Source organism: Pseudomonas sp. 01L34, from assembly GCF_056400265.1.
Genome location: NZ_JBFTSX010000001.1, coordinates 568,694 through 594,226, shown reverse-complemented (window position 1 = coordinate 594,226; position 25,533 = coordinate 568,694). Strand labels below are relative to the sequence as shown.

General features: G+C 58.0%; 21 protein-coding genes. 7 read left to right on the top strand and 14 right to left on the bottom strand.

Annotation, left to right across the window (positions count from 1 at the left end):
• Nucleotides 1–42: 42 nt before the first annotated feature.
• The 5 genes from AC1DQM_RS02565 to AC1DQM_RS02545 all read right to left on the bottom strand — a co-directional run bounded on the left by AC1DQM_RS02565 (nt 43) and on the right by AC1DQM_RS02545 (nt 5,668).
• A complete protein-coding gene (locus tag AC1DQM_RS02565) occupies nt 43–480 on the bottom strand; it encodes an Lrp/AsnC family transcriptional regulator (RefSeq protein ID WP_018925939.1) in 438 nt (145 codons plus the stop codon).
• A complete protein-coding gene (gene thrC, locus AC1DQM_RS02560; RefSeq protein ID WP_064617926.1) occupies nt 477–1,865 on the bottom strand; it encodes a threonine synthase in 1,389 nt (462 codons plus the stop codon). Before thrC ends, AC1DQM_RS02565 begins: the two co-directional genes overlap by 4 nt.
• Nucleotides 1,866–1,883: 18 nt before the next feature.
• The gene (locus AC1DQM_RS02555; protein WP_096480217.1) at nt 1,884–2,774 is read right to left on the bottom strand and encodes a LysR substrate-binding domain-containing protein; all 891 of its coding nucleotides are present in this window, start codon (nt 2,772–2,774) and stop codon (nt 1,884–1,886) included.
• Nucleotides 2,775–2,825: 51 nt separating this feature from the next.
• On the bottom strand, nt 2,826–4,262 hold the full coding sequence (locus tag AC1DQM_RS02550) for an amino acid permease (RefSeq protein WP_086944287.1): 1,437 nt from the start codon (nt 4,260–4,262) through the stop codon (nt 2,826–2,828).
• Between the two features lie 137 nt (nt 4,263–4,399).
• Entirely contained in the window at nt 4,400–5,668 is a 1,269-nt protein-coding gene (locus AC1DQM_RS02545; RefSeq protein WP_026286400.1) for a cystathionine gamma-synthase family protein, read from the bottom strand.
• 468 nt (nt 5,669–6,136) lie between these two features.
• On the opposite strand from AC1DQM_RS02545, the gene wrbA reads away from it, so the two are divergent.
• The gene (gene wrbA / locus AC1DQM_RS02540; protein ID WP_064617932.1) at nt 6,137–6,739 is read left to right on the top strand and encodes an NAD(P)H:quinone oxidoreductase; all 603 of its coding nucleotides are present in this window, start codon (nt 6,137–6,139) and stop codon (nt 6,737–6,739) included.
• A 172-nt stretch (nt 6,740–6,911) separates the two neighbouring features.
• Here wrbA and AC1DQM_RS02535 read toward each other — a convergent pair whose 3' ends face one another.
• Nucleotides 6,912–7,475, bottom strand: coding sequence for a hypothetical protein (locus tag AC1DQM_RS02535; RefSeq protein WP_477745826.1), 564 nt, complete (start codon nt 7,473–7,475; stop codon nt 6,912–6,914).
• The gene (locus tag AC1DQM_RS02530; protein ID WP_477745825.1) at nt 7,476–9,176 is read right to left on the bottom strand and encodes a toll/interleukin-1 receptor domain-containing protein; all 1,701 of its coding nucleotides are present in this window, start codon (nt 9,174–9,176) and stop codon (nt 7,476–7,478) included.
• A gap of 258 nt (nt 9,177–9,434) precedes the next feature.
• Here AC1DQM_RS02530 and AC1DQM_RS02525 point away from each other — a divergent pair, with 258 nt between their 5' ends.
• On the top strand, nt 9,435–10,133 hold the full coding sequence (locus tag AC1DQM_RS02525) for a hypothetical protein (RefSeq protein ID WP_477745824.1): 699 nt from the start codon (nt 9,435–9,437) through the stop codon (nt 10,131–10,133).
• 20 nt (nt 10,134–10,153) lie between these two features.
• Here the strand turns inward: AC1DQM_RS02525 and AC1DQM_RS02520 are convergent, their stop codons facing one another.
• The 4 genes from AC1DQM_RS02520 to AC1DQM_RS02505 all read right to left on the bottom strand — a co-directional run bounded on the left by AC1DQM_RS02520 (nt 10,154) and on the right by AC1DQM_RS02505 (nt 13,736).
• On the bottom strand, nt 10,154–11,803 hold the full coding sequence (locus AC1DQM_RS02520; RefSeq protein ID WP_477745823.1) for a trypsin-like peptidase domain-containing protein: 1,650 nt from the start codon (nt 11,801–11,803) through the stop codon (nt 10,154–10,156).
• Nucleotides 11,803–12,795, bottom strand: coding sequence for a lipase family protein (locus AC1DQM_RS02515; RefSeq protein ID WP_477745822.1), 993 nt, complete (start codon nt 12,793–12,795; stop codon nt 11,803–11,805). Before AC1DQM_RS02515 ends, AC1DQM_RS02520 begins: the two co-directional genes overlap by 1 nt.
• Nucleotides 12,792–13,382: a hypothetical protein gene (locus AC1DQM_RS02510; protein ID WP_477745821.1), complete on the bottom strand. Its 591-nt coding sequence runs from the start codon at nt 13,380–13,382 to the stop codon at nt 12,792–12,794. The genes AC1DQM_RS02515 and AC1DQM_RS02510 overlap by 4 nt, the downstream gene beginning before the upstream one ends.
• A gap of 210 nt (nt 13,383–13,592) precedes the next feature.
• Entirely contained in the window at nt 13,593–13,736 is a 144-nt protein-coding gene (locus AC1DQM_RS02505) for a hypothetical protein (protein ID WP_477745820.1), read from the bottom strand.
• 319 nt (nt 13,737–14,055) lie between these two features.
• Here AC1DQM_RS02505 and AC1DQM_RS02500 point away from each other — a divergent pair, with 319 nt between their 5' ends.
• Nucleotides 14,056–18,870 carry a M10 family metallopeptidase C-terminal domain-containing protein gene (locus AC1DQM_RS02500; protein ID WP_477745819.1) on the top strand — a complete coding sequence of 1,605 codons (4,815 nt, stop codon included), beginning with the start codon at nt 14,056–14,058 and terminating at the stop codon, nt 18,868–18,870.
• A 181-nt stretch (nt 18,871–19,051) separates the two neighbouring features.
• Here the strand turns inward: AC1DQM_RS02500 and AC1DQM_RS02495 are convergent, their stop codons facing one another.
• Nucleotides 19,052–19,552, bottom strand: coding sequence for an Lrp/AsnC family transcriptional regulator (locus AC1DQM_RS02495; RefSeq protein WP_018925946.1), 501 nt, complete (start codon nt 19,550–19,552; stop codon nt 19,052–19,054).
• Between the two features lie 119 nt (nt 19,553–19,671).
• Between AC1DQM_RS02495 and AC1DQM_RS02490 the strand changes: the two genes are divergently transcribed.
• The 4 genes from AC1DQM_RS02490 to AC1DQM_RS02475 all read left to right on the top strand — a co-directional run bounded on the left by AC1DQM_RS02490 (nt 19,672) and on the right by AC1DQM_RS02475 (nt 24,313).
• Nucleotides 19,672–20,706, top strand: a complete 1,035-nt coding sequence (locus AC1DQM_RS02490) for a histone deacetylase family protein (RefSeq protein ID WP_018925947.1) — start codon at nt 19,672–19,674, stop codon at nt 20,704–20,706.
• A 50-nt stretch (nt 20,707–20,756) separates the two neighbouring features.
• Complete coding sequence (locus AC1DQM_RS02485) at nt 20,757–21,809, top strand: ornithine cyclodeaminase (protein ID WP_477745818.1); 1,053 nt, start codon at nt 20,757–20,759, stop codon at nt 21,807–21,809.
• A gap of 175 nt (nt 21,810–21,984) precedes the next feature.
• Nucleotides 21,985–23,400, top strand: coding sequence for an amino acid permease (locus AC1DQM_RS02480; RefSeq protein WP_477745817.1), 1,416 nt, complete (start codon nt 21,985–21,987; stop codon nt 23,398–23,400).
• Nucleotides 23,401–23,662: 262 nt separating this feature from the next.
• On the top strand, nt 23,663–24,313 hold the full coding sequence (locus AC1DQM_RS02475) for an MliC family protein (protein ID WP_477745816.1): 651 nt from the start codon (nt 23,663–23,665) through the stop codon (nt 24,311–24,313).
• Between the two features lie 142 nt (nt 24,314–24,455).
• Here the strand turns inward: AC1DQM_RS02475 and AC1DQM_RS02470 are convergent, their stop codons facing one another.
• Nucleotides 24,456–24,797, bottom strand: a complete 342-nt coding sequence (locus AC1DQM_RS02470; RefSeq protein ID WP_477745815.1) for a hypothetical protein — start codon at nt 24,795–24,797, stop codon at nt 24,456–24,458.
• A 74-nt stretch (nt 24,798–24,871) separates the two neighbouring features.
• A complete protein-coding gene (locus AC1DQM_RS02465; RefSeq protein WP_477745814.1) occupies nt 24,872–25,516 on the bottom strand; it encodes an ATPase in 645 nt (214 codons plus the stop codon).
• Nucleotides 25,517–25,533 lie beyond the last annotated feature (17 nt).

Sequence of the window (25,533 nt, the reverse complement as noted above, 5' to 3'; positions counted from 1 at the left end):
GAGTGCTGTATTAATTGAGCGTTTTGCCCAAGCACGATGTTGTCAAAACACCGCAGAAAGGACGAACGATGTCACGGTGTTTTCCACCCCCGGCATGGCCGCGATTTCCTTCCACACGAGATGGACGCGTTCAGGTGTGGCGGCATTCACACGCAGCATTAAATCGAACTCACCACTGAGTACTTCACATTGCACGACTTCGGGAATGGAGCGCAGCGCAGTCAGTACTTCTTCGCCACGCATGCGGTCGTAGCGGTAGACAAAGATCACCGCGCTGATAAGCGACGTAGGCCGCCGCGACTCACCGAGAAGAACCGTATAGCCCTGGATCGCACCGTCGCGCTCAAGACGCTCGATGCGCTGGCGCACCGCATTGCGCGATAAGTTGATCTTGGCACCCAGTTCGATATGGGCTATTCGCGCATTGGCGGTAAGTTCGGCCAGTATGCGTTCGTCCAACGGATCTAGAATGCGCTTCATGCAGACCTCTGCAGCGCCAGACGAAGAGCCTGGCACAGACCGTCAAGATCGCCCTTGGCCAGGTACGGTGGTTGCGCGCGCACCTCGACAGTGCTCGGAACGCTTGCTTGCCAGACGCCCAGTTCGGCCAACAGCGCCGCTGACTTGGCCGGCGCAATTTGCCCGAAGGTGACCATCGGCGCGCCCAGGCTGCGTCGATGAAGCCTGCCGGCCAGTACACCGACAGCGGTGTGAGGATCGATGGCCGAGCCTGTCTCTCGGAACAGTTCGACTACTTCATCGCGCACCTGGGATTCGTGTACGGCATAGGAATCGAAGAGTACTCGAGCACGCAGCCATTGCTGGTTGCCGATGCTCATTTCTCCGCAACTTTCAAAATGCTCCATCAGTGCTTTTGTTGAGCAGCCATCGTGCTCGTAAATCTCCCAGATAAACCGCTCCAGGTTGGAAAACAACGAGAAGTCCATCGCCGGCGACACGGTTCGATTAGTCATCCGGGTGGAGTAGCGATTGCAATGAAAAAACTGGTGCAGGGCATCATTGCTGTTGGTGGAAATGATCACCTGATTGATCGGTAATCCCATTTTCTGCGCAATGTAACCAGCGTAGATTTCGGCCGAGCTGGCAGCTGGAACGCTAAAGCCAACGGGACGCGAGCCACCGCCCAGTTGCAAGGCTGCGTGGAAGTAAAAAACGATCTGGGCCAGGACGCCGATCCAATTGGTCGAGTTGAAACAGACCGGCAATACTCCGTCCAACGGCCACTCGCGCAAGAGTCGGGAGACCAGCGTCTGGCAATCATCGAAATTACCGTCAACCGGAAACAGCTGAACCCGCTGCGGGTCGGCTGCCTGCAAGGCACTGAGTTGCTCAGGCGCAAGCCCGTCGCGCGGATACAGTATTGCCATGCGGGCGGCCGGGCAGTTAGCAAAGGCTTCAAGCGCCGCGACGCCGGTATCACCGTTAGTTGCACCGACCACCAACGCTTCTTTACCGATCTCCTTCAGGAAATGGTCGACCAGGCGCGACTGCAATTGCGCGGCGAAATCCTTGGAAGAACCGGTCGGACCATGAAACAGCTGGAGTATCCACTCGTTGTGCCCGATTTGCTCAAGCGGCGTAATAGCGCGGTGCTTGAATTGTTGATAGCTGTCACTGAGCAAGGCACGCAGGGTGCTTTCGTCTATGGAAGAGCCGACAAAAGGCGAAATCACTCGCCAAACCAACTCATCAAACGGCAGCCACGACCAGCCAGCAATCTGTTTCTCGGTAAAGACAGGCAAACTGGCTGGGACATAGAGACCACCATTTTCGGCGAGCCCCGACAGAACCACACTGCGAAAATCAGCACGCATGTCGCCGCCGCGAGTGCTTACATAATCCATGGCAACTCCAAATCAGTTTTACAAAAGGCGATGGGCTTGCGCCACCAGCCAGGTAGAAAAATGTGCGGCATCAGGCGATAGCACTTCGTTCTGTTCGTGCACCAGATAAAAGGATTCGCTTGCCTCGATACGGTGATTGAATGGCGCAACCAATTGCCCACTCTTAAGCAAATCCTCGACCACGGAAGACCGTGCCAGCGCAACGCCCTGCCCCAATTCGGCCATGCGGATGGTGGAAATCAGCGTGTCAAACTGAAGGCCACGGGAGTAGTCGACGTCGTCTGCACCAACTCGTTTTAACCAGTAACCCCAACCTTCTTCGTACCCCAACACGTGAAGCAGTGAATGGTTCATCAAGTCGCGAGGCTCATGTATGGGTGAGCTGGCCATGAGCGTTGGGGAGCAAACAGGCTGAAGGATGTCCCAAGTCAACCGCTGAGCGTGCAAGCCCGACCACTCACCGCATCCCCAGCGAATCTCCAGGTCATCCTCGCCGTCCGGTTCTTTCACCCAAATATTGCTGATATATCGAATATCAATCTGGGGATACTCCCGACAAAAATCTGCGAGTCGGGGGGCCAACCAATAGTGAAGAAAGGAAAGGCTGCCACGCACCTTCAAATGTCTTCGATTGCGCTGGCCGAAAATCTCGTTTGTGCCGACTGCAAGGCGACTGATCGCGTCTTGTACGACAGGCAGGTACGACTGCCCTTCCTCGGTCAAGCCAAGTCCTCGAGGTAAGCGCTTGAACAGCGCCACACCGAGGTGACTTTCTAACTGACGGATCTGCTGACTCACAGCCCCTTGAGTCAAATGGAGTTCTTCCGCCGCGTGGGTAAAATTTAAACAACGCGCCGATACTTCGAATGCCCTCAACCAGTTCAAGGGTGGTAGTGACTTTTGACTCATCGGCGCAACCTCATCAGGGCTTTAACTATGCTCAATCATTGCCTGAGAAACTCACACGGTGCCAGAGGAATGAACAGCGGCGGCTAAAGCCAATCGCTCTGCTCTCTTGTTTCGAGTGACCCAGTAAACGAAATAACACCACGCGATAAAGGGCAGTCCGAAGTAAAGCGCCACTCGCTGCTCAGGATCAAAAGCGATACCCACACAGGCCAGCAAGCAACACAACAGTGCACCGATAGGCACCCATGGATAGCCGCGTACACGGAAATGCAGGTCTTCAACTCGTCCGCCATTAGCAACGTATTGACGACGGAACGCGATCTGGCTGGCAGCAATGCTCATCCACACGACTACGACCGCCAGACCGGAAATGGACACCAAGGCCAAGTAAACCGTATCAGGGGCAAACACACTGCTGAGCAGAGAAGCCACTGCGCCCGCCATACTAAGCACGATGGCGTTCACCGGTGTGCCACGACTGGAGAGCCTGGCGTAGCGCTTAGGCATATGTCCTTGATCGCTCAATGTCCACAGCATGCGCGATGCTGCATACAGCCCCGAGTTAGCGGCGGAAATCAGTGCCGTAAGAATGACGAAGTTCATAATGTCGGCAGAGTATGGGATGCCAATCAGCTCAAACACCATGACGAACGGACTTTCTACAAGCCCCGCTTGCTCTCGTGGCAGTAACGTCGCAAGGACGAAAATGGTCCCCACGAAGAACAGCGCCAAACGTACCACTGTCGTGCGGATTGCCTTGGGCACGCTAGTTTGTGGATCTTGCGCTTCACCTGCCGCAATCCCGATCAGCTCAGTTCCCGAAAAGGCGAAGGAAACAGCCAGGAGGGTCATTGCAATGGGTAGAAATCCGGTGGGAAAAAGCCCCTCACGTGTGAAGTTGGAAAGTCCCGCACCCTGCAAACTCTGTACTTGAATAAGACCGAAAATTGCCGCTCCGCCGATCACAATGAATGTGATAACGGTCAGCACCTTAATCAGCGAAAGCCAAAACTCAGTCTCCGCAAACCACCGAACGGAGACAACATTGCTTGAGAACACTGCGATGGCAAATAGCGCGCTCCAAATCCAGACGGGTGTATCAGGAAACCACCGAACCATCAGAATGCCCGCAGCTGTGAACTCTGAACCGATAGCTACTGCCCAAGTGAGCCAGTATAGCCAGGCCACTGTATAGCCTGTGCCTGGGCCCAGGTATCGCGTTGCGTAACTACTGAAAGATCCGGTTTCTGGCATCTGTACAGCCAACTCACCGAGACAGACCATGACTAAATACACCATCACTGCACCGATGATGTAAGCAATCACTGCACCGAGTGGCCCTGCCTGATTAACCGTGTAACCGGAGGTAAGGAATAACCCCGTACCGATCACACCGCCCAGTGCCAACATAACGATGTGGCGTGTTTGCATTTCCTTTTTGAAACGCGAGTTTGGGTCGGACTGATGATCTTTAATATGCGTGGACATAGTTTTATTCTCATGAAATGTGCGGACAAGCGTCCTTGTAACTGGCGGTTGGGCAGTACAATTTAGTTGTCGCTGGATTTTATTATTTTCATTCTTCATGAAGGGCTTAAGATGAATCTCGAGCGTCCTGCCCGTATTCAGGTTTCTACTTCAATGAAACGTTGGGCACTATCAGCGTTAAAGCTCGTATCACCATGTTTACCTCGCACTAAAGCGAAAGCTTGTTTTAGGTCAGCCAATAAATCTGCTGAATCTTCAATACCTACGGATATTCGAACCAAACCTTCGGAGATTCCCAGTGCCTGACGCTCTTCCAAGGTATTTTCCACGTGACTGGTCGTCCGAGCCGGCCCATAGATGGTCTCGACAGCGCCCAAATTACCCGCCCGATGCGCATACCTGAGCAGCGGTAGCAAACGGGTCACTGTGTCCATGCCTCCTTTCAGCACGAAGCTGACGATGGCTCCGAATCCGTTCATTTGCGAACGAGCGATGTCATGACCTGGATGTTGAGGCAGCCCCGGATAGTTCACCGACTCAACCAGCGGTTCGGTACAGAGGTACTCGGCCAAAAGCTTCGCGCTCGCCTGTTGCTGGCGAACACGCAGAGCCAGAGTCTTGATGCCTCGGATGATTAGATACGCCGAAAAAGGATCCAGCGAGGCACCATTGATTTCGCGGTAATGGCGAACTTGAGACATCAAATGCTCGGCGCCGCAGACCACACCACCGAGGACATCACCATGACCGGACAGGAATTTGGTCGCGCTGTGCACAACCACATCAACGCCTAAGGCGAGCGGGTTCTGATTCAGAGGCGTCGCGAATGTATTGTCCGCAACAACCAAAGCGCCCACTCGCTTGGCCGCTGCCACAAGGCGCCGAATATCAACGATTTTCAGCGTTGGGTTCGTGGGTGTTTCCAGGTACAGGACGTTGCAGCCTTTAGCGATCTCCTGCTCAAGTGCCACGGTGTCGAGCGTATCGCAAAGGGTTACCTCCACCCCCATGCGTGGAAGAAACTCCTCGAAAATCTTGTTCGTACCACCGTAGCTGTCACGCGTAGATATCACACGCTGCCCAAAGGACAGGAAGGTGTGCAGTACACCGCTGATCGCGGCCATTCCGGTACTGAAAGCTACGGCCGACTCTGCGTTTTCGAGCTCACAGAGTTTATCTTCCAAGACGGAGACAGTGGGATTGCTCATCCGGCTGTAAATGAAGCCGGGCTCCTTTCCCAATGCCACGTCATACCACTTATCGATATCGTCATAGCCATAGGCAGCACTGACCACGATGGGTGTCTGCGTCGCATTGTAGGGATGTTGAACCTGCTCTCCTCCCCATACCACTCGAGTCCCCATCCCAATGTCTGAAGCCTGGACGGCGCGTTTCTTATTTTCCATAAAGTTCTCTCGCATCAAGGGAAACACAGCCGTGTTCCAAGTGGGCTTGGGAGGACTATATGGAAAGCTCATGCTTGTGAAAAATCATGATATCCGGGAGTAAGGGGTACTTTTTTTAATGGCTGGGTACCGGGTGCCCTGACCATCCATTCACATGCCCATGCCCATGCCCATGCGCATTGAGTGAAGTGAATTACCTATGACAGATGCCCTCTTTGCTGCGCGCCCTTCCCCACTACACGTGCTGCCATCTGCCACCAATCGAATAGCTTCCCTGACTGCCCGGCAGGCAGCATACGGAACTGCTAGTGTTAATCCGCATGCCGTCAAAGTCCCTGCAGTCGGGTGGGTGTGAGCCGCCGTTTTGTTCATGACCGAGTGCTGCACCTGCCGCTGCTGTTCGTTGGCAGTGGTGTAACCCAAGATCTTCCTAATCCATCGAATGGCGCTTAATCCAGGAGAAAAATCATGGCGAAGGTACTGGTTCTCTATTACTCAATGTACGGTCACCTCGAAACGATGGCTGGAGCAGTGGCCGAAGGCGCACGATCCGTACCTGGCACCGACGTGACGCTCAAGCGTGTTGCTGAAACCATCCCGGCCGAACAGGCAGCAGCCATCGGCGTCAAACTTGACCAGAAGGCACCGGTGGCGACACCTGACGAGCTGGGCAATTACGATGCAATCATCTTTGGTACACCGACGCGCTTCGGCAATATGGCGGGACAGATGCGCACGTTTCTCGACCAGACCGGCGGACTGTGGATGAGCGGCGCGCTGGTCGGGAAAATCGGCAGTGTCTTTGCATCGACCGGCACCCAGCACGGTGGCCAGGAAACCACGATTACGTCGTTTCACAGCACACTCCTGCATCAAGGGATGGTCATCGTGGGTGTGCCTTACACCTGCGCAGGGCTGACCAACATGAGCGAGATCACCGGCGGTACGCCCTATGGCGCGACCACCCTGGCAGGCGCTGACGGTAAACGGCAACCGTCAAAAAATGAACTGGATATTGCGCGTTTCCAGGGTAAACACGTCGCTGAGCTTGCAATAAAGATCGCGGGTTAACGTAAGCACCTGAATGGGCGCGTGTTGCAGGACAGGTTGTCGGCCTGCACTTCTCCGGTATCCATGAGAAGGTGAACACTGCGCCCTACCCTACAAGAATTCTGACCGTGACCCGTTTCTGCTAACCGAAAACTGACTTGGGTGCTCAACTGCCCCTACTCAGCTAACGCGGTCAATTCGGCGACACGTCAGCCTCGTTGCTGCTCTGGTAGATGTTGATGCTCCGTACCACCCCTTCCAGCATTGGCTGGTAGGCTTCCAGTTCCTTCGCGTAGGACGAAAAGGTGATCAGGATAGCCACTTGTGCAGTGAACGTAGCCAGGTAGTGCGTGCGATAGCCGATCACCTCGCTGTTGAGGTGAGTCCCCTCAATCCAGGTGCGGCCATCGATCACCGAGCGCTTGACCTGCTCGACGATCGAAGTGGCTTCGTTGGTGAGCGAAGCAGGCGTTTTCAAATGGGCTTCATAGGCGGCGAACGTGTCCATCTGCGGGTTTCGGTACTTCATCGTCGCAATCAATATGGCGTGATACGGCTTTGGCCCAGGTGGTGTGCAGACCAATTCGGAGCTTTCCATCCCACACACCCACCCTCTAGGCAGCGTAATGTCGTACACCGACATGCGGTATATATTCGCTGGTGCGGGCATCAGGAAGTTCGCAACCGCGAGGCCAGCGGCGGTCAGTGCGGCGAAGACCAGCGCTGCGGTGGCTATCGCTGTCAACAGGTTGCGCATCTAGTTGGCCTTCAGCGCAATCGCCGATTCGGCGTTTGCGATGCGCTGAGCCAGGAAGCCTTTTTCCCGCTTCAACTCCCCCCGCTGCGCCTCGCTGATATCGAGGGCAAGCAGTTCGTCGGTAACGGCCAATCCACGCCTGTCTACCTCTATGCCTTCCGGCTGGCGACTAGCCGCGAACAGCGCGGTTGCGCGTACTTCATGGGCCAGTATTTCCTCCATGCGCAAGGCGATATAGTGCTCGTCGCCCTTCGTCGTCAGGCCAAGCCCCTCGTTCACCAGTGCCAGAGCTGACGTCGTCGCGGCAAGCGAACCGGGGTTGTCCCCGAGCTTCTCGGTGAGCAGCCAGCCCAGCCGGCGTTGAAACGCCACCGACCGCTCAAAACCGAAGTGCTGCCGGCGTTGGGCCCCCTCATCGGTTTCGCTTTTTATGTCCTGTTGTTTTTTTGCCATCGCTTCGAATAATCCGGCAGCCACCTCGGTCACCAGCGCCGAATCCCTGAAGTTGCCTGCTTTCTCCTGCGCGTCAATCAGCCAATTGACACGCCTGGAATAATCATCGGCCAGCGCTAGCGTGAGGTGCGCCTTGAAAAGCTGACCTTGCTCGCGCGCGTTGTCGCGTACAACGCGCAGTTGCGCCGCATCGTCTTTTGCGGACAGTAGGTTGGTCCTGAGTTGCAGGTCGAGCAGCGATGAGACAGCTTCGGCCCATTCGGCGCTGTTTTTCTCGGCGTACCGTGCTCGCACCCGGGCCCGCGTTGCCTTCAGGTACGTCTGTGCACGCTCGAGGTCAGGCAGTTCTATCAGGGAGATGATGCGGTCGATATTGCAGTTGAGGCTTTCGAGTTCAAACTTCTCCCGTGCGGCCTCATCCGCCATGTTGTCGAAAAGGTCACAGGCCTTCATCAGCATGGACCGCCTCTGCTCCTCATGCTCCGGGCCAACGCTCAGCGCGCTTGCCTCTTTGATGATCTGGCTGGCGGCGAACAGGCTGTTGTCGAGGGTCTGCTGCGAGGCCCGTTGCTGGCTCAAGGCATACCAGGACAGCGCCACGGCGAACGCGATCGCACCGGCGCTTCCTCCCAGCACAATCGCCAGTACACGCTGTTGAGCCAACTCCTGCTCGCGCCTGAGCCTAGGCATGTCGGCGGTTGGCACATCGAACAGGGGCGCGACCAATTTTATCCATTCATCCGCCAGGCGCGAGGCATGCAGAGGCGACATCATCGAAAACAAACCGGAGCGCCTGAGGTCGATGATCTGGATATTGGGCGCGGTAACGTCAAGATCACCTGGCAGCTTCTCGAAAAGCTCGCCCGCGGCGCGCACGACCAGGATGTTCTCGGCACCACGATGGGCTCGAAAGTCCTGGATTTCACGCTGGATCCAGTCATCACCGCCCCGTCGGGAAATGGCGTCAGGGCTGGCCAGCACGATCAAGCGCCGTGAGGACAGGAGCGCTGGCCGGATGTTGCGCTCGTAGAAGTCGTCAGCGCCGCGCTCGTATACCGTATCGAGGAATACTTTGAGTTTTTCCCGCCGTAGATGCTTGAGCCGGCTGTGAATGTCATAGCGCTGGAGCTTTTGTCGCAGGCGTTGTGCAGCCTGGGTGCCATCGGAGCGGCGATAGGAGATGAAAACGTCAAAGGCGAAGTGTGCTGGCAGTTGCTCGTTTAGCGCAGGTTGAGTGGGGTCCACCATGTTCATTTCTCCCGGGTGGTGGTCGCTCAACGTTTACTCTAGCCCAGAAAGACAAGGAAATGGCAAGGTATTAACGGTCCAGATGCGAGCAAGCCGCATAGCTTCGAACTAGACTTTGCCCACCTGCCAAGTCATGAGGTTCTGCGAGTGAAGCACTTTGCGCATTACATTAAGCGTACGGTAGTAACTGCGGGCGTAAGCAGCCCAGCCCATGACCTCCCCTATGCAGAGCCTCAACCTGAAGACCAAGGCTTCAGTTTGCCGACCTATCATTCCGTACCCTTGAACTCCGGTGTCGCTTTACGGGTAGGGGTTGGCGATACGATCTGGTTATTTTCCCAGCTCAATAGCCCTTGGGGTTCCTTGCCTCCTTCGCTGGACGGCAAGATCGAGGTGGGGAAAATAGCCAAGAGCCAGGGGGCGGCCGGTCGGTATCGATTCGGTGCAGGTGGCAATTCGAAGTGGTACCCGTTGTTCAGCGCAATCAAGCTGGCGGGCGAACTGAATGCCATTGATGCCCAGGGCGAAGTACGCGATTTGCTGAACACACCCCGTACCACGATTGGCCAGGCGTTGCAGTTTCTTCGCGAAATCGCCGACCCCGCACCGTTGTTGAAACATGCCGCGCGCGTGGAAGAAATGGCGCCCGATTTCATCAGTTACAGGATGGTCGATGGAACACGGATGGCATTTGAACTTGCTGCATGGCTCTTGGGTAACCAGCGCGCCGTTTTCTGGGATCGCTGGTCATTACCGCGTCGGCTCGCCGAGCGCGACGAGCACGTTGCGGCCGTGGCGCTCGACGCACATATCGCGACGGCGATCGAGCACGCTCGAATCGTTTGGGGTGTGCATTCCGAGCGTTACGCCATGGCGGGGTCGTATTCGAAACTCGAGAAAGAGTGGGCCGAAAGATTGGGCAAGTTCCGGCCCTACCCTCCCAGGGTCGAAGACTGACCTCTCCCCGCTCACCCCGTTCAAATCGCGGGTGCTGCCCCCTTCCAGTGCTGGCGGATTGAATGCAGCGTGATGCCTTCATTCGCTTCATAGAAGCCAACGCCCGACAAACGCGGGCACGTCTGCGAGCCAGCGTGGTGCAGAGCGACGACCTCCCACTCTCGGTTGAACACCGGGCTGCCGGAGCTGCCGGGGTCGGTGGGCGTTCGGTAGTGCATCAGTCGCTCATTGTGGCAGACGTCGAGGAGGACGCTGTCCTGGAGCGAGAACTGCAATTCGCCGGCGCGTGGATGACCGACCACGAATGCCTTGGTCCGCGGTGAGGGCCAGGGGATGCTCGCTGCCACGAGAAGGCCGTCCGCGCCGCTCGGCGTGCGGCTCAAGCGGCAGATGGTCACGTCCAGCTTGCCCGGCGCCTCGGTCACGTTGCCGAGTTGCCCCGGCTCCGAATTGAACAGGATCTCTTGCACCAGGCAAGGCTGCATGCCGCTGTCCGCCTCGGTCTCGAAGGTGACACGAGCGTCGGCGCTCCGGATCGCTTTAGCCAAGGTATCGCTAATCACATGCGCATTGGTGACGAACAGCAGGCCTTCGTCGCCGAAGGCCGAACCCTGGACCAGGAAACCGGTGCCCATGCGCACACCTTTGTCGTTCGTGACGCAGCCGATGTTCGGCGCAAGAGCGAGCATTCTGCGGATGTCGTCTACAGTGAACGACTTCTCACCGCAGAAGTTCTTTTCCAGCTCTTCGGGGTTTTGTTGAAACCACTGTAATTGACGGGCATCCACGGACCAGCGCCGTTGGGTGCGCAACACATGACGTTCGAAGATCCTGGCCAGGCGCCCAGCACACGTCGATTCGTCCAGCGGCGTTCCATTCCAGATTTCGCGCAACTGGCGGAAATAGCTTTCCATCTCGAACGGCCCACACTTTGGGTGCGCCAGGAATCGGTACAGCCACAGCTCGGCCCAGTCGCACCAGTTCTCGTCCGGTAGGAAGCGGTTCAACGCAAGGCACGCCTCGGAGGCGGTCGCCAGTGCCCAAGGGTCAGCAGGCTTGGTTCGGATCGCCACGGTTGCCTGTTTCAGGACATCGTGGGCCAGTTCGATCAGCGCTTGGACCGGTTGCGCTATCCGGTCGTGCAGGCACACGCGCAGCGCCAGCACGTTGACGTCGAGGAAAAAGCTCGGCTCCGCACGCTGCTTCTTCTGGTAGTAGGCGATTGACTCGTCGAGCACGTTCACGTTGTCCGTTAGCACGAACCGTTGCTTGCGGATGCGCCCGCGCAAGGCGTTGTAGTCCTTATCCTGAGCCTTATATTCCAGGTCTTCCGGGTGCTTGCTCGCCATTTGGTCGGCTTCGTCGAGCAACTCGTCGGCCCCCTCCAGGGCGCCGAGTTCCACCTCGGCTTGGGCGAGCAAGCGCTGGATGACGGCATCGCAACCATGGGTGTCGTGCCAGGCGACGCCGATTTCGTGCACGTGCTCGAAATGGCGGTGCCTGCGCAGCAGGTCCATGGCGTCGCGGATGCTCTTCGGGGAGGCCGGCGTGCTGTCGAGCACCTCGTCCGCGAGAAAATGCACGGCTTGCGTCAGCAACTGCAACGGCGGGTTCGGATACTCGCCACGTTTCAGTGCCTTCGCGAGCTCGCTCACTGAAAGGGGCGTCATCAGCGCTGCATCCCGAGGGCTTGCGCCAGCAGTGTGCGGAACTGCCTGCCGGCGAAGTAGTGGGTGATGGTGTGACGCCAACTGCCCCAATTGCTCTCACGCACGTCTTCCACTTTGCGCCCCGCCGTGGGGCGGTAATCGTCCATTTTCGGGTCCGCGCCACAGATAGGGTCGAGCGGGTCATAAACGTTGATCCACCGCCCGAGTGCTGGCGGGAAGTCGACGTTCTGCTGGCCCTCAGCTCGCAGTTGTTCCTGTACCTCGGTGATGCCTAGCGGCGAGCCCAGGGTGAACAGCACCTCCACCGGTGGGCAGTCCTTGCAGTTGCGCAGCACGTCGTAGGCGATCATCGTGCCCATGCTGTGAGTCACCAGAACCAGCTTTTGTGCCTGCTTCGCCGCTTGTTCCAGATCCTCGATCAGGCGCTTGCGCAGCTCCGCGCGGACCTTGAAGGTCACGCCGTCGGCGGGCCGGACATAGTCCTTGTCGAACAGGAAGTAATAGGCCTCCATCGCCGCTTTCTTGATTACGGCCTCCTTCACGGGGCCCGGAAGCCACGAAGCGATCTCTAGTTGCGCGGCTTGCTGTGTGGCGGGCAGAGCCATGAGGCCTGGCGGCTCGGCGGGGGAAGGCACCTCGCGCATCTTGCGCTCCACCTCTACAAGGAACCTCGCCTCTTTTTCATTGGCAGGTGTCGGAAGGGTGAGCTCGCCGGCCACCTGGTCGAAGTTCTCCTGGTGGACGACGGCACCATTCTCCGACTCGTAGAAGGCGTCAAGATCCGTTTCGTAGTCGGTGCCGTAGAAAACGTCCGCGTAGTAGTTGAACAGGCCCCGCACGCCCTGGGTGTCGAGGTCGATCCCTGGGTTGTCGCCATCGAAAGGCGGAGGCGTATCCGCTCGCTCCAGCCCCCAACGCCAGATTTCCTCGAGCTTTGCTGGCGAAGGTTTCTTTGCCAGTCCGTGTACAAAGACGACCGCATACTTCCTCATGCTCCATCCTCCCCGCCTGTGTCCTGGAAAAGCGTCTGGGCATCGCCGCAGAACGCCCGAGGGACCGGCCTGCCTTCTTTGATGGCATTCGCCGTGGCGCGAGCGTGAATCATGTCCGCCTTGTGGAAGCGGATAAGCTTGCCTTTGCTGCGCCCTTCCTCAAGTTCGTCACGGGTGATCGCACCGCCGCCGATGGCGATCATCACGTCGCTGGCGTTGACCATCGCCTGAGAGGTGGAGGATAGATGATCATTGGCCTGCTTTCCGCCCCAGGTATCATCGTCCACCACGAACACGCACTCGCAGTCCTTGGAAAACTGCACTCCCTCGGCGCGCGCCCGCGACGACACGATGCCTGCGGTGCGGAACCCCATGCGTAGTGCCAGCGGATAGACCATGCCGATGCCTTCGGCGGTGGCACCGGAGCACACGATGGTATCCCTCGGGTCGAGAGTCTCGAGCTCGGTGAGGAGCACCCCTCGGGCGTGTGCCTCATCCTCATAACCCGCGTCGGAAAAGCCCAGGAAGGTCACCACACGCCCCCTGCCCAGGGAGCGGATACCGTCGACGGCTGCTTGTGCGTCCATGGAGTGGATCTCGTGGCAAATACCCACTGCCGTGCGCAGGGGGGGGCGGGCCTGCCGACGATCGCGCCTGGCGGGTCGCCAGGAACACCGGAGCCCGATGGATCACTTGACGAAAGCACCAAACCCAGGGTTCTGCAACTTACCCACCATTTCGTATCGGGGGCCGGCCTTGCTGTTCAAACGCTTTCGGTAGCCTTCATCGTCCTGATCTCAGGGTTTCGAAGGTGCCTGGGCATTGCTCGCCGCACGCTCTGGCTGACCATTCTGATGCGCTGTCACAAGGCCGATGAAGGAAATCACCAGCACCACGACCATGGTCGAAGAAACCTCCAGGCGGTGTTCCGGCGTCACCATCGCCTGAGCACGCCATGTACGAGTCTGATTTCGACATCAGGCCACCGGAGTCGGTGGCCCCTCAACAGGCCTCTATCAGCCCATGCGCATTTACTGCCAGTCCACCGCTCCCACACGGGCATCGCTCGCTACCGGAGTGAGCGTCAACAAACTGTTACTTTTTTGATACACCCCTCGAACCGCCGATCAGTTAGTCCGGTTTTTTGACACATCCCCGATATGTGGTCATAACTTTTGCACTCCGCTGGGTCAAACCACGGTGGCTGTCGATGGAATATTGGCATCTTCCGAGGTTCTTGCCTGATACGGAGATAAGCTCATGATTTTCAATGTACAAAATTTTGGCGCCAAAGGAGATGGCATCACTGACGACACAGCGGCGATACAACGTGCAATTGATGCGGCGGCCGCCGCAGGCGGGGGGCAGGTTTACGTGCCGACCGGAACCTATATCGTTTCGGGAGGAGTGGAACCTTCCGACGGTTGCCTGATGCTCAAGAGCAACGTCTACCTGTACGGCGACGGCATGGGCGCTACCACCGTCAAGGTGGCTGACGGCTCCGACACCAAGATCACCGGCGTCATCCGCTCCGCCTATGGCGAGGAAACCCACGACTTCGGCGTCAGCAAGCTCACCATTGACGGCAACCGTGACAACACTACGGGCAAGATCGACGGTTGGTTCAACGGCTACATTCCCGGGCAAGCAGGCTACGACTCCAACGTCACCCTCGACAGCGTCGAGATCAAGGACTGCTCCGGGTACGGTTTCGACCCCCACGAGCAGACCGTCAACATGGTCATCAAGAACAGCGTGTCCCACGGCAACGGCCTGGACGGTTTCGTAGCTGACTTCCTGAGCAACAGCACCTTCGAAAACAACGTCGCCTACGACAACGACCGGCACGGTTTCAACGTCGTGACCAGCACCCACGACTTCACACTCACCAATAACGTTGCCTACAACAACGGCGGCAATGGCATCGTGGTGCAGCGCGGCAGCGAGAACATCCCCTCCCCCAGCAACATCACCATCACCGGTGGCGAGGTGTATGGCAACGGCGCCGAAGGGGTGCTGATCAAAATGTCCAGCGAGGTGACGGTCAGCGGCGTCGACATTCACGACAACACCAGCGCCGGGGTCCGTATCTACGGCAGCAACCACGTCGAGCTTATCGACAACACGCTCCACAGCAATTCCCTGGGCAACCCCGTACCGGAGATCATCATCCAGTCCTACAACGACACCCTGGGGGTGTCCGGCAAGTACTACAACGGCAGCGATAACATCATCCAGAGCAATATCATCACCGGCAGCAACCTGTCGACCTACGGCGTTGCGGAACGCAATGAAGACGGCACTGATCGCAACGCCATCATCGGCAACACCATCAGCCACACCAGCAACGGTGCGACGCTGGTCTATGGTGACGGCAGCTACGTCAGCGACACGGTGCCGATGATCACCGTGCAAGGCACGGCTGGCAATGACACCCTGCTGGGCAGCGCCGGCAGCGAGATTTTCTATGGCGATGCCGGCAACGACACCATCAATGGCGGGGCCGGTGACGACATTCTGGTAGGCGGTGCAGGCATCGACAAACTCACCGGAGGTACCGGCGCCGATACGTTCCGTTTCACCACTCAGTCCGACAGCTACCGCAACGCAACCGCAAGCTTCGATGACACCATCACCGACTTCGATGTCACCCAGGACAAGATCGACCTCGCCGGCCTCGGTTTCACCGGCCTGGGCAATGGCCATGGCAGTACCCTGCAAGTCAGCTATAGCGCCAGCACTAACCGCACCTACATCAAGGACTACGATGCCGACGCCAGTGGCAATCGCTTCGAATTGATACTCTCGGGCAACCTCGCCAGCACTCTGACCGCCAGCAATTTCATCTTCAATCGTGTGCTCACCGGCACCAGCGGCAACGACTCGCTGCTGGGCAGTGATTCGGCCGACACCCTGCTCGGCCTGGCGGGTAACGACAGCCTCAGTGGCGGTGCGGGTGACGACAAACTCGATGGCGGTGCCGGTATGGACACCCTCACCGGTGGCGCCGGAGCGGACACCTTTGTGTTTTCCAATCGCCTGGACAGTTATCGCAATTACAACACCGGTGGTGCCAACCTTGCCGACCTGATCACCGATTTTGATATCACCGCCGACAAGATCGACCTCTCGGCCATGGGTTTCACCAGCCTGGGGGATGGCAAGAACAACACCGTGTACGTGGTGCTCAACAGTGCCGGCACCAAGACTTACATCAAGTCCCTGACTGCCGACGCCGATGGCAACCGCTTCGAAGTGGCACTGAACGGTAACTACCTCGACAAGCTGACCAGCGCCAACTTCGTCTTCGCCACGTCGTCACCGACCAACCACGCACCGGTTCTGGCCACGCCGCTGCTGGATCAGAACGCAACCGAAAACGCCCCGTTCAGCTATGTGGTGCCAGCCACCAGCTTCACCGATGCGGACAATGACAACCTCAGCTACACCGCCACCCTGGCCGATGGCAGCGCCCTGCCCGCGTGGCTGAGCTTCAATGCCACCAACCTGACCTTCACCGGCACGCCGACCAGCACCGCGTCCGGCAATTACGACGTGCTGGTCAAGGCCACAGACCCGGCCGGTGCATCGGCCAGCGATAGCTTCGCCCTGGGAGTGGCCAACACTGTCACCGGCACCAACAATGCCGAAACCCTCAACGGCACGGCGGGTGCGGACCTGATCCTCGGCCTCGGTGGCAACGACACGATCAAGGCCGGCGCTGGCGCCGACACCGTCGACGGCGGTGCCGGACGCGACTCGCTGTATGGCGGCGACGGCGCCGACACCTTCCGCTATACCAACCTGCTCGACAGTTACCGCGACTACGACACGGGTGGTATCACGGCCACCGACACGATTTATGACTTCACTGCGGGCGTCGACAAAATCGATGTGTCAGGCCTGGGCTTTGTCGGCCTTGGCGATGGCCACAATGGCACGTTGTACATCACCCTCAACGCGGCGGGCGACAAGACCTACATCAAGTCCGCCGAAGCGGATGCCAATGGCAATCGCTTTGAAATCGCCCTCAGCGGCAACTACCTCAACACCCTGACCGCCAGTGACTTCGTGTTTGGCCAGCACGCCCAGCAGGACATCCTCTACCTGCCCACCCTCGGCCAATCCAATGCGCGCCTGCTGCGCATGACAGAGGACGACAATCAGTCCGGCACCTCGATGCTGGTCAACGACCTGGATCGCTACACCCCCTATGACGTGCGCAGCCAGTTCACCGATGCCGATGGCAACGGCATCGACATCGCGGTGGGCGGCAGCACGGTCACCGGCCTGTCGACGCTCAGCGCCGAGGAACTCAAGTTGTGCTGGTGGCTGACCGACACCAACCAACCCGGGGCTGCGCTGTTGCGCGCCGTGACGCTGCTGAGCGAACAGCGCTCCGAACTGCAATCGATCAATAACGTCACCATGGGCATCATTTGGGGCCAGGGTGAGGAAGCCGCCCAGGAGATCGCCCGCGCTACGGACAAGGCAGCGGCAGCGGCGGCCTACAAGGCAGCGACCCTTAAGGTGTTTGATTACCTGCATGCCCAGCTCGGCAACTTCGACGTGTACATGATGGAAACCGGTCACTACGAGCAGGACGCGGCGCGTGCCCGTGGTTATTCGGAAGACAAGATTGCCGCCGTCGTCGAAGGGGTTGGCTATGTCCGCGCCGCCCAGGAAGCCATCGCCACCGAGCGCGCCGACGTCAAGCTGGCGGTGGACTACACCGATCTCCCCTTGCGCCACGAAGTCGATGCGCTGACGTATCCCGACGACGTCTGGCACCTGCACGAGGAATCGGCGGAAATCGTCGGCCAGCGCCTGGCCGACTACATCGCCAATGACCTTGGCTTCCAGGGCAACCCCAACGACAACAACAGCGTGCAGGACATTTTCGACAACAACCGAAAGATGATTTCCGGTACCGACCAGGCAGATACCCTGGTGGGCAGCTCGGGTAACGACACGCTGGATGGCGGCCTGGGCGCCGACACCATGACCGGTGGTGACGGCAACGACATTTATGTGGTCAACAACGTGCTCGACCGCGTGGTGGAAAGCAACACCTCGACCTCGCAGATCGATACGGTACAGGCCTCGGTCAGCTGGACCCTGGGCGCCAATCTCGAGAACCTGGTGCTCACCGGCGTGTCGGGCGTCAACGGCACCGGCAATGAGCAGCACAACTTCATCACCGGCAATGCCGGCAATAATGTGCTCGATGGTGCCGCAGGCGGCGACAGCATGAGCGGCGGCGATGGCAACGACACCTACTATGTCGACAACGCTGACGACGCCGTGATCGAGACCAACAGCAGTGCGGCGTCCGGAGGGATCGACAGCGTGCACAGCAGCCTGGCGGCCTATACCCTCGGCAACAACGTCGAGCATCTGTATATCGATAGCACTGGCGCCGCCAATGGCACGGGCAACGCGTTGGACAACACGCTGTTCGCCGGAGCCGGCAACAACGTGCTGGACGGACGCGAGGGCAATGACACGGTGTCTTTTGAACGCGCCGCGTCTGGCGTTACCGTCAACCTCTCGACGTCAGCGCAGCAAAACACCGTGGGTTCCGGGCTCGACACCGTGAAGCTCTTCGAAAACCTCACGGGAAGCGCCTACGCCGACACTCTGTCGGGTAACAGCGGCGCGAACGTTCTGAACGGTGGTGCGGGCAACGATACGTTGGTGGGCGGTTCGGGCAATGACCGGCTGATCGGCGGTGCCGGCACCGACAACCTCACCGGAGGTACTGGCGCGGATACCTACGTGTTTGATGCGCTGTCAGACATGGGCGCCGGCGCTTTACGCGATGTGATCAACGGTTTCAAGAGCACCGAGGGTGATCATCTGGACTTCTCCGGCCTGGACGCCAACCCGCTGACCACTGCTATCGACGCCTTCACCTTCATCGGCGCCAACGCCTTCGACCCTGCCGACGCCACCGGCCAACTACGCTTTGCCGATGGCATTCTCTACGGCAGTGTCGATGCCGACGCCGCCCCCGAGTTCGAAATCGCACTGATGGGCGTCACGGAGCTGCACGCCAGCGATTTCACAGCCTGAGTTACGCCCAAAAGGGATTTGCAGTGCTCGAAAAATCGAGGACAGCCACAGGTCAAAATGCAGGAGCGGGCTTGCCCGCTCCTGCATTTTGCATTCTGGTACGGGGGCAGGCGTCAATTTCGCCAGCGAGAAAAAAACTCGGTCAAGGTAGTTTTTAGAAAGGTGATCCAACACCTGCCCTTCAGTCCTTGCTCGATTTGGGTATCGCAATACGGCTACTGGTCTTGACCTCGCGTAATGCCAGGCTGGACTGGATGGAGGCAATACCCACCTGGCGCCTGAGCACCTGCTCGATAAAGTCACTGTAGCTATCAAGATCCTCTGCCAACACTTGCAGCACGTAGTCGGCATCCCCGGTGATCTTGTGGCAGGACAACACTTCGGGCAACTGCGCAATCACCGCCTCGAAGTCGTCGGGAGCGTGATCGGCGTGGGTGGAAAAACGGATGTGCACGAACGCCATGATGTCCAGCCCCAGCATTCGTCGATCAAGGTTAGCCTGATAGCCCTTAATCACTCCCGCCTCCTCCATTCTCTTACGCCGCCGCCAGCAAGGCGTAAGGCTTAACGACAGGCGCTCACTGAGCTCGGCGTTGGAGATACTCGCATCCTCCTGCAGCAATGCGAGAATCGCCAGGTCGGTGTCGTCGAGACTGATGCGCTTGGATGTTTTTTTCTGCATTGCGCCATTCCTGAGTAAAACCTCCCGTAATATCTACCAAACACCGAAAACAAAGCAAAGAAATCGCATCTGTACCAGAACAAAATATTTGTACTGGCTCACATCAACGGATGCGCACAATGTTTACAGTTTTCAGTGATTCCCACCGTTTGCACCACGGCACCGAATTGAAAGACGGCGTGCTCAAGCCGTCCTTCGAACAGCCCAGTCGGGCCGATACCGTCCATCATCGGGTCAAGCAGGTCGGGCTTGGTCAGGTCATCGAGCCGCAAGCCTTTGACCGGTCGTGCTATGTCAACGCGCACAGCGAGCGCTACGTAACCTTTCTTGAATCGGCCTGGTCTGAATGGAGCGCAACCGGACGCACCCACGATGCCTTGCCGCTGGTATGGCCAGTGCGCGATCTGGCTAACGAGCATGTGCCGGCTTACATCGACGGCAAGTTGGGTTTCTACGCCATGGACGCCGGCTCCCCGATTACCGCCACCACATGGCAAGCGGTAAAAACCAGCGCCGATATCGCGCTGACCGGGCTGGCGCTGATCGATGAAGGACACGACAGTGCTTTTGCCCTGTGCCGTCCGCCCGGCCATCACGCAGCACGTGAATACATGGGCGGCTATTGCTATCTCAACAACGCCGCCATTGCCGCACAGCACGCCATTACTCAAGGCGCCAAACGTGTCGCGGTACTGGACGTCGACTTTCATCATGGCAACGGCACCCAGAACATCTTCTACGGGCGCAGTGACGTCATGTTTGTCTCGCTGCACGGCGAACCGACGGTGTCCTATCCGTATTACTCAGGCTACAGCCACGAAGTCGGCGCCGGCCACGGCGAAGGTTACAACCTCAACTACCCGTTGCCGAAGAACACCACCTGGGAAAGCTATCGCAACGCCCTGCTCCACGCCTGCAAGAAACTTCAGCAATTCGCCCCTGAAGTGCTGGTTATTTCACTCGGCGTCGACACATTCAAGGACGACCCCATCAGCCACTTTCTGCTGGAAAGCGACGATTTCATCGGCATCGGCGAGCTGATAGCGGGCGTGGGCTGCCCCGCCCTGTTCGTGATGGAGGGCGGCTACATGGTCGATGAAATCGGGATCAATGCGGTCAACGTGCTGCACGGTTACGAGAGCAAACGCACCTGAGTCATCCCCTGAATCGCAGCGTTTCAACTATTGAATCGGAGAATAAAAACATGACTCTTTTTATAGACGTCGATCATGCCGCACGCCTGTTCGCCAAGGTGGGAATCCGTCGGGCAACACGCGAAATGGCGGCTTACATCGAAGCTGACTACTCACGCTGGGCGCAGTTTGATAAGTCGCCGCGCACCGCCAATCATTCGGCCGATGGTGTGATCGAGTTGATGCCGACGGACGATGGTCAACAGTACTCGTTCAAATACGTGAATGGTCACCCGGACAACGGTCAAAGCAATTTGCTGACGGTCATGGCCTTCGGTGTCCTGGCCGATGTCCACAGTGGCTATCCAACCTTGCTCAGCGAACTGACATTGACCACCGCCGTGCGCACAGCCGCGACCTCCGCCCTGGTCGCGAAGTCCCTGGCGCGCCCTGATGCAAACATCATGGCAATCATCGGCAATGGCGCCCAGAGCGAATTTCAAGCCATCGCCTTCTACGAAATGCTGTCCATCAAGGAAATCCGCATTTTCGATATCGATCGCGACGCTTCACTTAAGTTGAAGCACAACCTAGCCGCATTCCCGGATATCGAGGTGATTCTGGCCAACTCGGTACAGGACGCGGTCAAGGGTGCGCACATCGTCACCACGGTCACTGCAGACAAGGCCTATGCAACGATTCTGACGCCCGAGATGATCGAGCCCGGCATGCATATCAATGCCGTCGGCGGTGATTGCCCTGGGAAAACCGAACTGCACGCCGACATCCTGCGCAATGCCCGGGTCATCGTTGAGTTTGAACCTCAAACCCGGATTGAAGGCGATATTCAACAACTGGAGGCCGACTTTCCCGTCGTCGAATTCTTCCGGATTGTTCAAGGTGAAGTCGCGGGCCGTGAGAACGACGCCCAGGTCACGGTTTTCGATTCCGTGGGTTTTGCACTCGAAGACTTTTCGTCACTGCGCTACGTGCACGACCTTGCGCGGGAGCATGCCATCGGTGAGCGCATCCATCTGGTGCCGACGCCTGCCAACATAAAAAACCTCTATCAACTGCTTGATCAGCAGCCAGCAGTTCCCTCGCGCCTGCGCACAGTCAGCTGATCGCCATAGGTGAGGCCTCCTGAGCAAAGTGCCAAGGGGCTACTCACCGTGTGACCGGACGAGAAACCCTGCCACACGCAAACCACCACCGTCAGTAGCCGTTGCATCTCTAACAAGAACGCTAGACACCCACTTTCTGCCAAAACTCAAAAACATAAAATCAAGAGGTTTTGTAATGAAAACGACTCCGTCCGGGCTGCCTGAACAGCCCGCGCTGCAGCGTACCCTCAGCAATCGTCACATTCAGTTAATGGCCATGGGAGGCGCCATTGGTACAGGGCTGTTCATGGGCTCCGGGAAGATCATCGCCCTTTCCGGCACGTCGATCATCCTCATCTATATGATCATCGGCTTGTTCGTCTACTTCGTCATGCGCGCCATGGGCGAACTGTTGCTCTCCAACTTGAACTTCAAAAGCTTCGCGGATTTTGCCGGTGCCTACCTTGGCCCGCGAGCGGCATTTTTTCTCGGTTGGTCGTACTGGCTGAGTTGGAGCGTCGCGGTAGTGGGTGATGCCGTGGTGGTCGGCGGCTTCTTTCAATACTGGTTCCCTGATGTACCCGCCTGGATACCGGCCATCGGTGTGCTAATGACGCTGTTTGCCTTGAATGTGCTGACCGTCAGGCTTTTCGGTGAAGTGGAGTTCTGGTTCGCGATCATCAAGATCATAGCCGTCGTCACCTTGATTGGCGTCAGCATGGTGCTGATTGCCAGCTCCTTCGTCTCACCCAATGGCGTCACTGCCTCCCTGAACCACCTGCTGGATAAACAGGCAGCCTTCCCCAACGGCCTGTTCGGTTTCTTTGCCGGTTTCCAGATGGCCATCTTCTCCTTTGCCGGCACCGAGCTGATCGGCACAGCAGCAGCCGAAACCCGCTCCCCCGAGAAGACCCTGCCTAAAGCCATCAACTCGATTCCGCTGAGAATCATCCTGTTTTATGTGCTGGCACTGGCCTGCATTATTGCGGTGACCTCCTGGCAACAGGTTTCGCCCAACAAGAGTCCTTTCGTCGAACTGTTTCTGGTTGCGGGATTTCCCGCAGCAGCAGGTATCGTCAACTTTGTCGTGCTGACATCTGCCGCCTCATCGGCCAACAGTGGCGTATTTTCATCCAGCCGCATGCTGTTTGGGCTGGCCAGTCACGACAATGCACCAGGGATTTTTCGGCGTTTGTCGGGCAATAGCGTGCCTCTGCTGAGCCTGGCGTTCACCACACTGTTGATGCTGGTGGGAGTGCTGTTGCTGTTCATCGTTCCGGAAGTCATGACAGCGTTCACCATCGTCTCGACCGTGTCGGCGATCCTGGTGATTTTCACTTGGTCGACCATCCTCGCGTCGTACATTGCCTATCGCAGAAGCCGGCCCGATCTGCATGCGCAATCGGCCTACAAGATGCCTGGCGGCGTGCCGATGGCCTGGTTCTCCTTGGCGTTCCTGGGCTTTGTACTCTGTTTGCTGGGATTAAGACCTGACACCCGGATTGCTTTAATGGTCATGCCGGGGTGGTTTATATGGTTGGCAATTGCCTATCAGCTGACCCACACCTGGAGGCCCAAACCCGCAGCTGGATCGATAAGTCAGTACAACTGATTTTACCTGGAGCCTTTGGGGGCGCCCCCCTAGAGTGACGTGGCATTTGTGGGTCACCTGCGGGTCGAATAGCTGCAGGCGAAGGCCGTCAAATTTCAGTGGCGGCTAACTCGCTCCTGCAACCCCACCGCCGCCGAGCGGTATGGCAAGTTCTGAGCACTGACTTACACTGCGATACACCAATGCGAACGAATAACTATTCAACGCATTGATCAATCCCACGGCAATCCGGGCATCACGTAATGATCTGGGTGAAGCCAACATGAAAACGGTCACGACCCTTTTCACCTGTCTACTCGCTGCCAGCGTATGCGCGGCGGCGAGCACTTGTGTCAATGCTGCACCAACCTTCAAGACCAGCTTCGACTGTGCCGAGGCAAAGGCGTCCGTCGAAAAGCTGATCTGTCGCGATCCGCAGCTGGCGCAGATGGATATCGAACTGACACGTCTTTATCGCCTGGCGCTCACGGATGAACATTCAGTGCCGCGTCCAGATAAAATCATGATTGACCAGCAGTTCTGGATCGATGCCCGCAATCAGTGTGCCTCCACGCCTGTACCCAAGGCGTGCACAGTCCGCAGTTATGCCGAGCGCGCGCACCAGTTGCGCCAAGGCTCGGCCATCGTGAGAACCAAGGACCCATACAGGCTCACCGAGGGCCCCCTGGCTTTTCGTTGTACAGGGCTTGACCCGCTGGTTGCCGCCACCTTCTTTACCACGCAGCCTGGTGTCGTGTACCTGAAATGGGCGAACACCTCGATCGTCCTGAACCAGGAACCGAGTGATTCGGGAACCCGATACACAGGCAAGGATAGCCAGGGGAACTACAGTTTCTGGCAAGACGGCGACGTGGTGCTTTTCCAGAAGCCAGGCTCAGGGCCAATGAGTTGCAAGGCCGAGCCGGTCGGTTGATGTCTCTGGCGCAAGTACCGGCTCCCTGCTCCCAGCCCCAAAACCTGCAGGCAAAAAAAAGCCCCGAAACCACATAAGGTACGGGGCAAAAAATTGGTTGGTTGCGGCCAACCAAAGGAGCATTTTTCAAAGCGGTTTCGGGTTACAGGCAATCCTGCGCGGCACGTTCGAAACTCGAAGGCATGAAGTTCGACGCCAGCAAGTGGCGCTCATACAAAAACACCTTGCCGCCGTTCGGCGCTTTGTAGGCTTCCAGAACGTTGTCCGCGGCGACTTTGCTCGGCACCACGATCCGGTAGCTGCGCTGGGTTTGCGAGACCGTCGGGTTCAGTGCGCTGCCCTGCAACTTCGGCACCACGCAATCGGCGTACTCGGCAGGCGTTTTTTTCGTCTGCAGGATCTGCGTCGGGTCGTTCGGCGCAGAGGCACAACCGGCCAGCAGCAAGGTGGCGAAAGCCATGACAGGAACAAATAAAGGGCGCATCGGTGCAGTCCTGAAGTAAAAAATCTGTTTCGTTGCGCAACGGATCGCTGTCGTTGCGGTTATGGTCCGGGTGTTCAGCCAGCAGTCACCAGGGTTTTGAGCGAATCATCGAACTGCTTCAAGGCGCTGAGTTGCAGGTCGCGTTGTTGATCAATCTGGGCGGCAATCTCGGCAGCAGCTTTACGGTGTACCCAGACCGAAGGCATTTGTTTCTCGACGGCGCCTTCGGCCTTGCCGATGTATTGCAGGTTGGCGTCGTAGAACCGTGCGGCGAAACGCGCTTCGACCTGACTGTTGCGCTGGGTCAGCAGACGGTTATGCGTATCGAGCATCACCACCACATCCGGATGGGCCTGCAACAACGCATCGAGGTTGTCGTAGACGGTCGCCGACAGGAACTGCTGCTGTAACGAACTCATCAGCCAGTCGATTGCCAACTCTGGGTCGGAGCTGTTGACGAAGGCGTCGCGAATCCGCGCATCCAGCGCATCGCGCGCGCCGTTCACCGCCACATCGTGATAACGCTCGAGGTATTGCAGGTTGTCCAGGGTGTTTTCGCTGTACAGCACACCGACAGTTTGCGAATGCTGCAACCCGGTACTGGCGCCGGCGATGGGCAGAAAATGGCACGACTGGGCGTCGTCTGCGTAGGCGGTTGCAGCAGTAACAACCCCGCCCATCAACAGGGCGACAATTGCCAGTCGGATCAATGTCTTCATCGCGCAAATTCCTTGAG